This is a genomic window from Flavobacterium psychroterrae (assembly GCF_018380615.1).
Lineage (GTDB): Bacteria > Bacteroidota > Bacteroidia > Flavobacteriales > Flavobacteriaceae > Flavobacterium > Flavobacterium psychroterrae.
In genome coordinates this window covers 382,614-397,377 of the sequence record NZ_JAGYVZ010000002.1, presented here as the reverse complement: position 1 = coordinate 397,377, position 14,764 = coordinate 382,614, and the positions used below count along the sequence as shown (strand labels likewise).

The 14,764-nt window shown below is 31.8% G+C and carries 15 protein-coding genes; 1 reads left to right on the top strand and 14 read right to left on the bottom strand.

Going from position 1 to position 14,764, the window contains the following annotated elements:
- Position 1: 1 nt before the first annotated feature.
- The 5 genes from KHA90_RS03505 to KHA90_RS03485 all read right to left on the bottom strand — a co-directional run bounded on the left by KHA90_RS03505 (position 2) and on the right by KHA90_RS03485 (position 5,908).
- Positions 2–1,465, bottom strand: coding sequence for a TolC family protein (locus KHA90_RS03505; RefSeq protein ID WP_213295413.1), 1,464 nt, complete (start codon positions 1,463–1,465; stop codon positions 2–4).
- 81 nt (positions 1,466–1,546) lie between these two features.
- Positions 1,547–2,662: an efflux RND transporter periplasmic adaptor subunit gene (locus tag KHA90_RS03500; protein ID WP_213295410.1), complete on the bottom strand. Its 1,116-nt coding sequence runs from the start codon at positions 2,660–2,662 to the stop codon at positions 1,547–1,549.
- A gap of 39 nt (positions 2,663–2,701) precedes the next feature.
- Complete coding sequence (locus KHA90_RS03495; protein WP_213295408.1) at positions 2,702–3,967, bottom strand: ABC transporter permease; 1,266 nt, start codon at positions 3,965–3,967, stop codon at positions 2,702–2,704.
- A gap of 2 nt (positions 3,968–3,969) precedes the next feature.
- Positions 3,970–5,214 (bottom strand): ABC transporter permease, encoded by a 1,245-nt coding sequence (locus tag KHA90_RS03490; RefSeq protein WP_213295405.1) that lies wholly within the window; start codon positions 5,212–5,214, stop codon positions 3,970–3,972.
- On the bottom strand, positions 5,207–5,908 hold the full coding sequence (locus tag KHA90_RS03485) for an ABC transporter ATP-binding protein (protein WP_213295402.1): 702 nt from the start codon (positions 5,906–5,908) through the stop codon (positions 5,207–5,209). The genes KHA90_RS03490 and KHA90_RS03485 overlap by 8 nt, the downstream gene beginning before the upstream one ends.
- 176 nt (positions 5,909–6,084) lie before the next feature.
- Here KHA90_RS03485 and KHA90_RS03480 point away from each other — a divergent pair, with 176 nt between their 5' ends.
- Positions 6,085–7,491 carry a DUF4403 family protein gene (locus KHA90_RS03480; RefSeq protein ID WP_213295399.1) on the top strand — a complete coding sequence of 469 codons (1,407 nt, stop codon included), beginning with the start codon at positions 6,085–6,087 and terminating at the stop codon, positions 7,489–7,491.
- Positions 7,492–7,574: 83 nt separating this feature from the next.
- Here the strand turns inward: KHA90_RS03480 and KHA90_RS03475 are convergent, their stop codons facing one another.
- The 9 genes from KHA90_RS03475 to cyoE all read right to left on the bottom strand — a co-directional run bounded on the left by KHA90_RS03475 (position 7,575) and on the right by cyoE (position 14,659).
- A complete protein-coding gene (locus KHA90_RS03475; protein ID WP_213295395.1) occupies positions 7,575–9,272 on the bottom strand; it encodes a tetratricopeptide repeat protein in 1,698 nt (565 codons plus the stop codon).
- Between the two features lie 168 nt (positions 9,273–9,440).
- On the bottom strand, positions 9,441–9,701 hold the full coding sequence (locus KHA90_RS03470; RefSeq protein WP_244860236.1) for a hypothetical protein: 261 nt from the start codon (positions 9,699–9,701) through the stop codon (positions 9,441–9,443).
- A 55-nt stretch (positions 9,702–9,756) separates the two neighbouring features.
- Positions 9,757–10,338 (bottom strand): DUF420 domain-containing protein, encoded by a 582-nt coding sequence (locus tag KHA90_RS03465; protein ID WP_213295389.1) that lies wholly within the window; start codon positions 10,336–10,338, stop codon positions 9,757–9,759.
- 1 nt (position 10,339) lies between these two features.
- Positions 10,340–11,029, bottom strand: a complete 690-nt coding sequence (locus KHA90_RS03460) for an SCO family protein (protein ID WP_213295386.1) — start codon at positions 11,027–11,029, stop codon at positions 10,340–10,342.
- Positions 11,030–11,039: 10 nt separating this feature from the next.
- Positions 11,040–11,681, bottom strand: a complete 642-nt coding sequence (locus tag KHA90_RS03455) for a hypothetical protein (RefSeq protein ID WP_213295382.1) — start codon at positions 11,679–11,681, stop codon at positions 11,040–11,042.
- A 78-nt stretch (positions 11,682–11,759) separates the two neighbouring features.
- Positions 11,760–12,110 carry a cytochrome C oxidase subunit IV family protein gene (locus KHA90_RS03450; protein ID WP_154340739.1) on the bottom strand — a complete coding sequence of 117 codons (351 nt, stop codon included), beginning with the start codon at positions 12,108–12,110 and terminating at the stop codon, positions 11,760–11,762.
- An 18-nt stretch (positions 12,111–12,128) separates the two neighbouring features.
- Complete coding sequence (locus tag KHA90_RS03445) at positions 12,129–13,112, bottom strand: cytochrome c oxidase subunit 3 (protein ID WP_213295379.1); 984 nt, start codon at positions 13,110–13,112, stop codon at positions 12,129–12,131.
- A 42-nt stretch (positions 13,113–13,154) separates the two neighbouring features.
- Positions 13,155–13,754, bottom strand: a complete 600-nt coding sequence (locus KHA90_RS03440) for a cytochrome c oxidase subunit 3 (protein WP_213295375.1) — start codon at positions 13,752–13,754, stop codon at positions 13,155–13,157.
- Positions 13,755–13,756: 2 nt separating this feature from the next.
- The gene (gene cyoE / locus KHA90_RS03435) at positions 13,757–14,659 is read right to left on the bottom strand and encodes a heme o synthase (RefSeq protein WP_213295372.1); all 903 of its coding nucleotides are present in this window, start codon (positions 14,657–14,659) and stop codon (positions 13,757–13,759) included.
- Between the last annotated feature and the right edge of the window lie 105 nt (positions 14,660–14,764).

Genomic DNA, 14,764 nt, shown 5'->3' with positions numbered 1-14,764 from the left:
ATTATTTTGTGATAATTGGGACAATTGGAATTCCAAAGTAGAATTCAAGTATTTTTATTTTAAAAATGTAATCATATTTTGTTCTGATAACGTCTGACTGTGCATTTGTCAACAATGTTTGTGCCTGTGTAAAATCAAATGAATTCATCAATCCTACATCGTACTTTTCTTTAGCATAATTATACGCTTGCTGTCTTGCCTCTAATGTTATTGTCGAGGATTCATATGCATTTAAAGCGCCTTTAGCGTCTGTAAAAGCAGTATAAACGTTACGTTGCAAATCTAAACTTTTTTGTTCTAAATCTATTTTAGATTTCTCTAAAGTTACTTTACTTCTTTCTACATTATTTCTAACAGAAAAACCATTAAAAATAGGCACAGAAAGCTGAAATCCAAAAGATTGACCTTTGTTATCATTAAATTGATCAAAAATTGGGGCTGCACTTCCTAAAACAGATGAATAATTATCACGTAAAACTGCCTGATTTGTTCCCTGAACATATCCTATCTGAGATGCTGGATTTGCAGTATTTAAGGTAGTTCCTGTAACAATATCTGAATAACTTGCTCTGGTATTAAAATTATAAAACGCACTTAAAGTTGGTTGATAAGCCCCTCTTGCAATCACAACATTCTTTTCAGCTATTTCAAGATTAGTTTGAGCTAGCTTTAATTCTGTTCTAATTTCTTTAGCTTTATTATAAATATCAACCGGAGTCTGTGCCAGAATATTATTTTCATCCTTCGCATTTGTATCGTCTATAACATCAAAATCTGCAAATTCCTTTAATTGTAAAAGTTGTGCCAAACTTAATTTTGATATCAGCAAAGTATTTTCAGCAACAATAATAGCTTGTTGATCTGTTGCGGCAGTTGCTTTTAAATCATACAAATCACCACGCGGAATTGTTCCTGCATTTACCATTTCTTCAGAACGTGCCAAACGCTTTTGATCAATAGACAATTGCTCTTTTTTTACCTTTAAATTTTCTTTATTAAAAAGGATTTCCAAAAATGCATTCGCAACATTTAATGAAATATCTTCCTGCATTTTCAACAATTGATATTGTGATGCAACAATCGAAAGTTTAGTTCTGCGAAGTGTATTTTGGTTTTGCAAACCTTTGTAAATATCAACTCCAACAGAAGCACCTACAGATGAATATTGAGTTGTTTGATTTTCAAGTAAACCTGTTGTAATATTTTGGTTCAAACCAACGTTCCAGGAGTGTGAAGCATTTGCATTAACAGAAGGCAAGAAGTTACCTAATGCACCTTTTTTATCAATTGCAGCATTTTTAACATCTAACTCTGATAGTTTTATTGTAATGTTATTGTCTAATGCATAACGAACACATTCTTCTAATGTCCATTGTTTTGATTGTGTTTGCGATGGTGTCTGAGCTGATAAACCAAACCCAAATAAAATGGCAAAAACAAGACTATTATATTTATTTATTTTCATATATTTTGAATGAAAGCATAGCAAAAGATGCTACGCAAATTTAACATTTTTTAAAACCAAAAACTCTTTTATACTTTCAAATTATTTTTTCTCCCCTTCACTTATTAAACCCTGATTCCAGATCTTAATTTTATCAGTAGCTATAATTCCGCTTTTCACCTGAACGTATATTCCGTCGCTAACTCCAAGGACTAAATCTCTTCTTTCAAATTTTTGTAAAGTAGTTTCAATTTCAACATAAGGCTTTTGAGTTTTTTTGTCAAATTGAACTAATGATTCTTTTATTGCCAAAGTTTTTTCTGCTTTCTCTAAAATGATTGACGCATTTGCACTTAATCCGGCTCTGATAAAAGTGGCATCTCTATTTTCTAACGAAGCTTTAATTTCAAACTGAATTGCTCCATTTTCAACCACTCCTTTTGGTGCAATATCCGTCAAAACAGCTTCAAATTTTTTGTTTTCGATTGCGCCAACTGTAATCTCGATAGGCATTTTTTCTTTGATTTTTCCTACTTCCGATTCGTCAATTTTTCCAATAAAAATCATTCTTCCCACATCAGCAACACTTGCAATTGTAGTTCCTTCATTAAAGTTATTACTTTCAATAACCTGATTTCCTACTTTTACAGGAACGGCTAAAACCATTCCGGTTACTGTTGAACGAATCAGGGTATTTGCATAACTCCCTAATGATGTTGTCGTTCCCGTTTTTACGATATCTAAACTTTGTTTTGCAGCCTGATAATTTTGCTTTGCCTGTGTATAAGCTAATTGTGCTGCATCAAAATCATTTGCAGAAATTACATCTTTATCAAACAATGTTTTTTGTCTTTTAAAAATCTTTTCCTGATTGTCCAAAGCAATTTTAGCTGTTTGAACCTGATTTTGAGTAGTGCTTACATTCGATACATTTGCTACAACTCTAATCTTGGCAATCATATCTCCGGCTTTGATTTTTTCGCCGGCTTTGATATACACTTCTTCAATAATACCTGAGATATTTGGTTTGATTTGAACCTCTTCATCAGGCTGAATATTACCGGTTGCAATGGTAGTTTTTACGATTGTTTTAATCTGTGCTTTTTCAGTTTTAAAAACAATTGGAGATGCTTGATTTTTTGCATACAAATAATACAGTGCGCCAAAGAAAACTATAGCAATAAAGATTAAAATGGTTACGGTTACTCCTTTTTTCATTTTGTTTTTGGTTTAATCGATTATTTTTGATTGATAATTTTATTCTGTTCGTAAAGCATCTACTGGCTTCACATTAATTGCGGTCTGTGCCGGAATAAATCCTGCCAGCAAACCTGATCCTACTAATATTAATAATGCAACAACTACAACTCCTAAATCTACACTTGGATTAGAAAACATTATATTTTTTTCCGGCGGCATTGAATCTAAAAACATGTTCAAGAGCGCTATAACTCCGGTTGCAACGGCAATACCTAACATTCCTGAAATGATAGTCAAAAACATGGCTTCTAATAAAATCTGACTGCGAATAGCTGCCGGCGTCGCTCCTAAAGCTCTGCGGATTCCAATTTCCTTAGTACGTTCTTTGACTACAATAAGCATGATATTTGAAATTCCGATTACTCCGGAAATCAAGACCAAAGTTCCTACAAAATAAGCAATGATTTGTAAAATACTGAACAAACTTTGCACTTTATTAAATTGTTCATATAAGTCAAAATTACCCACGGCACGATCGTCCTTTGGATTTATAGAATGAAGTGCTTTAATTAATTCTAAAATTTTTGGTTTTAAATCTGTAATAGAAATTTCATCTTTTGCAGTAAGCGCCATCCACCCTACTTTATCCCCATAATTAAAAGATTGCTGGAAAGTCGTAAACGGAATAAATATATTCTTTTGTTCCTGTTCTGCATTTCCGCCGGTTTGTTTAGAGTTGTAAACTCCAACAACCATAAAATTAATTCCGTTGATTTTTACGTAAGTTCCAATCGCTTCCTCTTCTTTTCCGTATAATTCGCTGATAACCCCTTTTCCAATTACAGCAATTTTTCGTCTCTCATTTATATCCTGTTGGTTTATAAAACGTCCTTTTATAATATCCATTGGCTGCTGTTTAATCAGTTCAGGATAATCTCCATAAATAGTAAATGACGAAGTTTTTGTACCTCGAACTACATTATTTGTTCCGTTAAAATCTCCTAATTGATTTCGTGGTGAAACATATAACAAATCAGGCAAAGCTGCTTTTAATGCCGCTACATCACTATTTCTAAAATTGTACTGGCGAGTTTTTGGCAATCCTTTATAGGCTTTTGAGGTTGTCTGACTCCACATAAACATTGTATTTGTGGCAATCCCGTCAAAATCTTTCTTAACGCCATTTTCTAAACCTTTTCCTGCCGCAAGTAATATTACCAAAATAAAAATCCCCCAAAATACCCCAAATGCAGTCAGGATCGTTCTGAAAACGTTGGCAGTTAAAGCCTGTAAAATTTCGTCCCAATTATCTTTTTTAAACATAATTATTCGTCTCTAAGTGCTACAATAGGTTTAATTTTGGCTGCTCTGTATGCGGGAAAAAATCCTGCCATTGCACCGGCAAATACAAGCAAAACAAGAGTTGTTAATGCTACACTAAAATCTACTTCAGGATTTTGAAAATATTCACTTTGTACCATTGGACCTACGAATTCTAACAATAGCAAACTTGCCAATAACCCAACAAAACCTGCAATTGTAGTAATAAAAATCGATTCGTGAAGTATCATTGAAACTATAGAAAACGGCGACGCTCCTAAAGCTTTTCTAATACCAATTTCTTTAGTTCGTTCTTTAACTATAATAAGCATGATATTACTTACTCCCACAACTCCGGCAATAATTGTACAGATCCCAACCCACCAAAAAAATAATCTGATGTACAAATTTAAATCATAAAATTGTTTCGCATCTTTAACAGAATTATAAACCCCAACTCCTCCATCATCATCCGGAGCAACTGTATTTCTACTTTTTAATAAGTCTTTTAAATCTTGTGTAAATTTCTCAGATTGTGCTAATGCTTCGTCATAATCACTTGTCTTTTTTAAAGTAAAAAACAAATTACTTATTTTATCTCCACCGCCATACGCTCTTTGAACGGTAGTTCTGGGTAAATAGGCTCTGGCTTCTTCCCGTTCTCCTCCGGGGTCTGTAAAAACTCCTACAACTCTAAAATTGATATTATTTATTGAGATTTCTTTGCCTAGAGGATCTTTGTCTTTAAACAAATCTGTTTTTACTTTCATCCCAATACACGCCACTTTTTCATTGTTCGCTAAATCATTGCTATTGATGAATCTGCCGTTAACAATTGTAATATTTTCAATTCCTGAATAATCAGGATCCACTCCTCTAAATTGATAACTTCCGGATTCTTTTCCATAAGTAAATGCGCCACCCCAAAAGCTATAAGTCGAAGCTCTTAAATCTAATTTATCATCAAATTTTTGAACTGATTGTTTATAATCAGCGTCTCTAAACTGAATTTGTCTTCCGGGATTTAATCCTTTATATTCTTTTGTAGTCGTTCCTGACCAAACCTCAATAATTCCGGCAGCATCACGCTCGAACTGTTTTTCAATTCCGTTTTGAAGTCCTTTACCCGCCCCAAGCAATATCACTAAAATAAAAATACCTGAAGCTACAGAAATTCCCGTAAGAAATGTTCTAAGTCTATTTTTAGAAATTGCTTCAAATATTTCCTGCCAACGTTCAATATTAAACATAAGATGACGCTCTAACTTGTTCTACCATTTTATCATCGATAATTAATCCATCTTTAAGGACCACATTTCTTTTGCACATTGCAGCAATATCAGGTTCGTGAGTAACGATTAAAATTGTTTTTCCTTCATCATTAATTCCCTGAATAAGTTCCATAACTTCATAGGATGTTTTAGTATCCAATGCTCCTGTAGGTTCATCGGCCAATAACACTTTTGGGTTTGATGCTAATGCGCGGGCAATTGCAACACGTTGTTTTTGACCTCCTGAAAGTTCATTTGGTAAATGATGCGAATGGGAACCCAAACCTACTTTTTCTAAGTATTTCATTGCAATATCATAACGTTCTTTTCGCTTAATACCTTGATAATACAAAGGCATTGCAACATTATCGAGTGCCGTTTTATAATTTATTAAATTGAAGGATTGAAAAACAAATCCCAAGAATTTATTTCGATATCTTGACGCAATTGTTTCGTTAAGATTTTTAATTGGGGTTTTGTCTAAAATATAACTACCAGAATCAGCTTCGTCAAGAATTCCTAAAATATTTAAAAGCGTCGATTTTCCAGATCCTGATGATCCCATAATCGCAACTAATTCGCCTTCTTCAATATTAAAATTAATTCCTTTTAACACATGCAACTGAGAACTTCCCATTTTATAGGACTTGTGTAAATCTTTGATTTCGATCATGATATTGTTAAATTTTAAAACAATAATAACATTTTTATTAAGTAAAATATGATAAGAAAACGTTAATAGTTCCGTTTTCTTATTACAATAAGACTCAATTCAGTATCAATTGTTACACTTTTTTAAGATAATATAATTGTTTTCTTAATTTTGCATCACTTAAAAAAATCATAACGATGAAGTTTCTTTCCATTATCTCTTTATTTACAGTACTTACAGTGGCTACAAGCTGTTCTACTTCTCACAAATTAGAAACATTAAAACCAGAACCAGACGATGCAAGTCCCTTAGTTTATGATGCAAATCCATCTTTTATCAACTTACCCATAACGGTAAAACTGAGTGATATTCAAAATCAAACCAATTTATTATTGAATGGTTTAATCTATGAAGATAATAATATTGAAGATGACGATATCGAAATGAAAATATGGAAACAGGCACCAATAAAAATTCAGAACGATCCTGCAAACCCTGACAAAAAAATAAAAACAATTTTACCGCTTAAAGCGACGATCAAATACCGAATTGGTACTAAAAAACTGGGCGTTGAACTTTATGACACGAGAGAATTTAATCTAAATGGTGTGATCACTTTATCAAGTGAAGTAGCTTTGACGAACTGGAAATTAAATACTAAAACCGAATTCAAATCTTTAGACTGGAACGAAAGCCCAACGATGGTTGTATTTGGAAAAAGTATGCCAATAACATACCTGGTAAATCCGGCGATTTCTATTTTTAAATCTAAAATTGAAAAGAAAATAGACGAAGCAATCGAAAAATCTATGGATTTTAAACCGAATGTTTTATCTGCACTAGAAAAAATCTGTACACCATTTCAGATGAGTGATACGTATGAAAGCTGGTTAAGAATTGTTCCTGTTGAAGTGTATTCAACGAATGCAAAACTTAAAAATGATTTGTTTTTATTAGACATGGGAATGAAATGTAATATGGAAACGATTGTGGGTAAAAAACCGGAATCTAAATTCAATGCGACTAAAATCGTATTGAAACCTGTGGCAAAAATTCCAAACCAAATTTCGGCAAATATTGCAGCAATTTCAACTTATATTGATGCTTCAAAAATTATGACAAGGAATTTTGCAGGTCAGGAATTTGGATCCGGAAGCAAAAAAATAACTGTCAAAAATGTTTCAATCTGGCATAAAGATGGCAAAATGGTTATTGCTCTTGATGTTTTAGGATCTATAAACGGAACTCTTTATTTAGATGGATTCCCACAATATAATAATAAAACAAAAGAGATTTATTTTGAGAAACTTGATTACGTTTTAGATACTAAAAGCAAAGTAATGCGCACAGCAAGCTGGCTGGGGCAAGGTTATATTTTAAGAAAAATGGAAGAAAGCTGTCGTTATTCTATTCAGCCTAATTTAGAAGAAGGCAAAAAAAGCATGGCAACTTACCTAAAAAACTATTCGCCAATGCCAGGCGTTTTTGTAAATGGCAAAATGGAAGATATTCAGTTTGATAAAATTCAGTTGACCAATCAGGCTATTATCGCTTTTATAAAAATAAACGGAACTGTGAATGTTTCGGTTGATGGTTTGAAATAAAAACAAAAAAATAATTGTTTAGCTATTGTATCATTTTATAAAATAGCTAAACAATTATTCAAACTCTTTTTTAGATTGATAAATTAAAACATTAAGATTTTTTTTAATGTCTTTTTATGTTTTTCAGTATAAAAATAACCATCACTTTCAAGCATTTCAATTCCCTTAAAACCTTGCTTAAGTTTTGGCTCAACAGCAATAGCTTTGCTTAATGTTACTTTAAATGCCTCTTTGTTATTTAATAAATATTGTACCGTAAACAATCCTATTAACTGATCGATTTCAGACGAAGAATTAACCGATTCACTAAAGTATTTCAAGGAATTTTGTAATTGATTATCTTCTAGATAACAATATCCAATATTTGACAAAATAGAAGCAGCTTCTTTCTTTTCAGCAGGATTATAAGATGAAAAAATCTCCAAATAATCATATAAAGCATTTTTGTAATCTCCCAAAATCTGCCTGCTAACCGCGCGCATATTTAAGACTTCATTAGTAGATATCCTCTTTTTATCAATCCTTAATGCTTTAGTTGCATAAACAATAGTATTTTCATAATCCAATTTATCAAAATACAGAGAAGCTAACAACGCATTATTCCCGTCATCAGAATCAATCTTTAGAGCTTCATGAACGCTCTTAATTGCTTCATCCGTTTCTTTCATTAAAGAGTATACAATTCCCATATTTTTGTAAGCACTACTTAAATTTGGGTTTAGCTCTACGGTTTTTTTATATAATTTTATTGCCTCATCATATTTACCTATATTTTTATAATAACTAGCAAAATTATAATAAAAAGACGCTTCAGAAGGAAGGATTTCAATAGCTTTCTTATAATAAAACTCCGCACTATCTGATTTTAATTTGTTTTCTTTGTAAATATTGGCCAAATTATTATAGGCACCGGTTAAATTATTATTCAATGAAATACATTTATGATAACATTTTATTGCATCATCCATTCTATTATCCTCAGAATAATAACTTCCCATATCGAACAATACATCACCTTCATTTGGATTTATTGAATACGCCTTCTTTAGATCTTCAAAAGACTTATCCTTTTGCTTAAGCTCTCTATAAATTTGATATCGTTTATGATATAGTACTTCTTTATTAGGGTTATTTATAATTCCTTCACTAATTACCGCAATAGCTTCATCATTTCTTTTTAATTTACTTAATGCTTCAGCTTTATTATAATAATAACTATAAAATTTACTGTCGATTAATGCTAAATCAAAATAGTCAACAGCTACTGAATAGTCATTTAATTCCATATAACATGTACCGACGTAAAAATAGGCATCATTACAATTACTCCCTTTTATCGATTCTACTTCAATAAATCTTTTTAAATAGATTAAAGCATTCTGATAATCTTTCAACTTAGCATAAGTGTAACCGAGATTATAATTGACCTTTGAACTATCTCCGGAAGCTGATTGTAAATCTTTGAGAAATAATGGAAGAGCCTCCTCATATCTTCCCATATCAGATAAACAATTTGCCTTCAATATATATAAACTACCACTATCTTCACTGCATTTTAGCAGAGCCTCATCAGCGATAGCAAGCGCTTCATCAAATTGTTTTGTTTTAGCATAAATAAGTCCAAGATTATAATAAGCATTATAGTTTGAAGGATCAATCTTTAATGCTTTCTTGTACTGTTGAACAGCTTCTTTAGTCTGATTTGTTTTTAAATAATTGAAACCACTTTGAAGATATTCGGTTAATTCTTTTTCTTTTTTGACAGATAATTGTGCATTCATCTTGAATGAACCCAGAAAAAAAATTAGAACAAGAAAACAGTTTAAGACAAAAAATGTTTTATTAGAAGTATTGCAATTTTGCATGATTAAAAGAGTTGTTATTTTTTAACAAATATAATCTTGCTAAATACAAATCGCAACTTTAAGGTAAAAAAAAGCAGAATAAAATTATTCTGCTTTTTTCCTTTTAGATTGGTACATTCTGTAAATCAGAACGCCAATTATTGCTACAAGTAAATAAGGAATTACCATTAAATAAACGATTCCGTTATTTACCGCTTCTGCTTTTTTTACATTCGAATCTCCCGCAAGCGCAGCTCGACACATTGCACATTGAGCGTTTGCTGCAAGAGAAAAGAAAATAGAGACAAGAATATAGATAAACTTTGTTGGAAAAGTTTTACTCACATTCATATCTATATTCTTCATTCTATACTCTTTACTTTCCATTCTATTTTCGCTATTCTTTATTCTATTTTCTAATTTAAGCATAATAAGGAGAAATCATTAAATAAACTATTACACCTGTAACCGCAACATACAACCAAAGCGGAAATGTTATTCTGGCTATTTTTCTATGTTTATCAAAACGTTGCGCAAGAGCCCTAACATACGTAACCAATACAAACGGAATAATCACAACTGATAAAATTATATGTGTAAGCAAAATAAAAACATACAAATATCTCAAAGCTCCAATTTTAGCTTTTTCGATAGCGTCTACAATTCCATCATGATTTAAATCCCCGAATTTAGTAGAATCAGCTGTCATATGATAAGCGACATACATTACTAGAAAAGCTAAAGACAAAGCAATAGCCGAAGTCATTAGACGTTCATGAAGTTTCTGTTTTCCGTTTTTAATAGCAATAACTCCTAAAACCAATGCAATTGCTGTTAAACCATTAGTTGTAGCATATATGGGAGGTAAAAATGAAAGAGGCTCAACATTGATTCCGAAATCTTTTAATTTAATTACAAATAAAATACCTACTGCAACTGGTATTATAATTGAAACTGCTATAATAAGCTTATTATACTTTTTTTCTAATGAATGATCTTCCATTTTATTCTGCTAATAATATTTTAATATCTTCCTGAATGTCCCTAACACCTTTTTTATCTAATCCGTCATAATAGATATTTGGATTTCCAAATTCATCTTTTCTGCAACGAATATTTCCGTCTTTATCAATTAAAGCAAATAAACCGGAATGTTCAAAACCACCGCTTACTTTTTCATTTTCTCCAGCATATAAATTGAAGCCTTTGTTTGACAAATCCATAATTGTCGCTTTATCACCTGTTAGAAAATTCCAGTTAGATGATTTTACTCCTAATAATTTAGCATGATCTTTTAAAACTTGTGGTGTATCATGTTTAGGATCGATAGTAATGGAAACAATTCCGAAATTTGGATTACCAAAAAAAGTTTTCTCGATCTCTAACATACTTAAATTCATCTTAGGACAAATTGAAGGACATGTTGTAAAGAAAAATTCTAAAACATATACTTTCCCTTTATATGTTTCATTTGAAACTTTAATATTATCCTGATTTGTTAATTCAAATTTAGGAGCCGGACCAATAGTTATAAGTTTCGCATCTGCTTTTGAAGTTTTTAAACCTACATTATCTAAGCGGTTTCCTTTTACAACTTCTCCATTTGAAATTCTGTCCACAATTTTAGGCACAGCATAAATTCCGAAGATTAAGATAATAAACGAAATTCCGATATATGATTTATTTTTAAACATGATATAAAGATTAAAGTTCTTTTGTTGCGTTGTGGTTCTTTTTTAGAGCTGCACGATATTCATATAAAATGATTTTAAAATCATCCAGCATTTCGTTACTCAACTCAGAAGGATGAAAAGTATTATAGCCTTCTTTGTATTCCTCTTTATCTTTTCTTCCTCTTAAATTACGTTCTTTATCTACGATATAAACATTTGGAGTTCCTAGATCCTGATCTAATTTTCCTTTTAAGTGCAATTGATCATAAAACACTTTAATTTCTTCCGGAGAAGCAAACACAAAATGCCATCCTGAAACATCTGTAAAAGCGCCTAAAGATTCTTCGATTTTCTCAGCGTCTTTTTCAGTTCCTAACGGACAAATTACTACGAATTGCAAATCTTTGAATCCATTGTAACGCTGATAAATTTTTTCATTTAAATTAAAAAAATTTCCTCTGTTTTTTAAAATCTCAGTTCCTGAAAAACCAAGAATTGTTATTTTATCATTCAAGGTTACTTTTTCTCCTTTAAGGGATTTCCAGTTACCAAAGTCGGCAATTTTAGGAGTGATTGTGGGAAGTTTAGTAAAACTATTTACACCTGAAGCAAAAAACAAATAGGCTACAATTGGCAAAACAAAAAGTACAAAGAGAACTATATTTTTTTTCATTGTATTAACGGAAGTTATTGAGGTACAAAAATAAAAAAAGCTCCGTTAAACGGAGCCTCTTTTCGAATTAATATCATGTTAAAAATTCCATTTAATAGTAGAATCTTTAAAAACCCCATAAATATAATGTCCTTCTGTCAACAGAATAAACAATAAATATAAAACCAGGAAAATAACCGGCGAAACAACTGACCATCTAAGGCTGCTTTTTTCACCTTCCATGTGCATAAATGCCCATACTATATAATACGCTTTGAATATTGTCAGGATATAAAATATCCAGTTTAACAAATTCAAACCTAAAAAATGATTAAACTCTAATACTCCCGGTTTAATAATACCAAGTATAACTTCTACTGTAGTTACTGCTGATAATAATGCAAAAACAAACCAGATTCTTTTTGTATTTGATACGTGTTCGTGTGACATAATAATTAAAATCTAAAATTAAACTAAGTAGAAAACTGTAAATACAAATACCCAAACTAAATCGACAAAGTGCCAGTATAAACCAACTTTCTCTACCATTTCGTAACTTCTTCTTTTTTCGTAAGTTCCTAATAACACATTAAAGAAAATAATGATGTTAATGATAACTCCAGAAAATACGTGGAATCCGTGGAAACCTGTAATAAAGAAAAAGAAATCAGCAAATAATTTACTTCCGTATTCGTTTCTCACAAGGTTCGCACCTTCTACTACATATTTTGCAGTAGTTAAACGAGATTCAGATTCTGCTCTTGACAAAATTGTTTTTTTCTTTTCTGCTGTAAGATGCTCTGTTCTTATTAAAAGTTCAGGATGCGCTTTAAAACCAGCCTGAATTTCAGCAACTGAATACGTTGGTGTTGATTCAGCACTTTCCATAAACCATTTACCGTCAGCTCTTGTAAGGGCTTCTCTTTGTTCCGGTAATTTTACAGCAAACTCTTCAAGAGCAACTCTTTTACCATCTTTATCGACAAACTGTAATAAGCTTCCGCCTACTGTTTCAACTGCCCCATATTCACCTTTAATGAAGTTTTTCCATTCCCAGGCTTGAGAACCAACGAAAATAAAACCTCCAATAATTGTTAAGAACATATAAATTGCAACTTTTGTTTTTTTCAACTGGTGACCTGCATCAACAGCCAAAACCATTGTTACAGATGAGAAAATCAAAATAAAAGTCATTAAGGCTACATAATACATTGGAGCCGAAACACCATGCATAAATGGGAAGTGAGTAAACACTTCATCTGCCAAAGGCCATGTTTCAATAAATTTGAATCTGGAAAAACCATAAGCCGCCAGGAATCCAGAGAAGGTTAAAGCATCTGATACGATAAAAAACCACATCATCATTTTACCATAACTTGCGCCTAATGGCTGGATATCGCCGCCTCCCCAAGTTTTTTCGTCGTTGTTTGCAGTAGTAACTGTCGCTTCCATAAAAGATATTCGTTAAAAAGTTCCCAAATTTACGTTTTTTTCTTATTTAAAGAAATATAAAAATAAAAATAAATATACCCATAATAAATCCAAAAAGTGCCAATACATCGCACCTAGTTCTATACCAAGAGTTTGAGTCGAATTGTATTTTTGTTTAAAATGATTATAAATTATAATTAAAAGTGAAATCAAACCTCCAGCTAAGTGTAATAAGTGTGTAACGGTAACAACATACAAAAAAGTTGTAGTAATTGAACTACCTTCTCCTGTAAAATAATAACCACTTTCTACTATTTGTCCAAAACCTACAAATTGTAAAACTACAAATAAAATCCCTAAAGCTAATGTTCCTAAAAGTAATGCCGTAGTTGCACTTCTATTGTCTTTTTGAATGGCTTTTTTCGCCATATAAAAAGTTACGCTGCAACCAATAATCACTATTGTACTGTAATAAAATGCAGTTGGTAATTCGAAATTCTTCAACCAATCTGCTCTTGATTTACTTACCACAAACGCACTTGTAAGTCCCGCAAACATCATGGTCATACTTACCATTGCGAACAACAAAATCAGTTTTGCCGATTTTGATTTTCTTACTTGCTCCTCACTAATTGAGTCTGTTTTTGTTAATGTCATTTCCATAACTATCTTAAAAATTTATCTACTATAAACACTATTTGCAGCAACGAAATATACGAAACACTTACCAACATTAATGTTCTCGCTGCTTTTGCTGTTCTTAACTGGTACAAACGTACCGCATAAAACAACATCCATAAACCAATAAAAAACACTATTATTGCTGCAATTGGGGTAATAAACAATTGCCCCGTAAATCCTAAAGATGGCAACAATGATGCGATAATAAGCCAAATTGTATATAAAATAATCTGCAAAGCCGTTTTCCTGTCTTTTTTCCCTGTTGGAAGCATAAAAATTCCAGCCTTTGCATAATCTTCATATAAGAACCATCCAATGGACCAAAAATGAGGGAACTGCCAGAAAAACTGAATTAAAAAAAGTGTTCCTGCCTCGATACCAAATTCTCCTGTTGCCGCAACCCAACCTAACATAAAGGGAATTGCACCCGGAAAAGCACCAACAAAGACCGATAACGAAGTTACTGTTTTTAAAGGTGTATATACGCTTGTGTACAAAAATATTGAGACTGCCGCAAACATTGCTGATTTTGCATTGATTGTATACAACAAAGTAATACCAATAATTGTAAGCAAAATTGCTACAAACAAAGCCATTTTTTGAGACATTCGCCCCGAAGGAACCGGACGATTTTTAGTTCGGTCCATTAATGAATCGATATCTTTTTCTATTACCTGATTAAAAGCATTTGAAGCTCCAACCATACAATATCCTCCAATCATCAAAACAACTAAAACACTCCACTTAAAAGGATGATCAGCATTAACACCCAATAAATAACCGGCAATGGAAGAAAACAGTACACTGATTGCTAAACCAGCTTTTGTAATCTCTTTGAAATCGGTAAATATTGATTTTATTGAAAATGTATTTTTAGTAGCGTTCAATACGGTAATTATTTGTATGTTTTTTTTGAGTGGTGCAAATGTACAAATTAGATTGTAGAATACTGACCTATAAAATTAGATTTTTTTCAATAAAACCTTTATAAA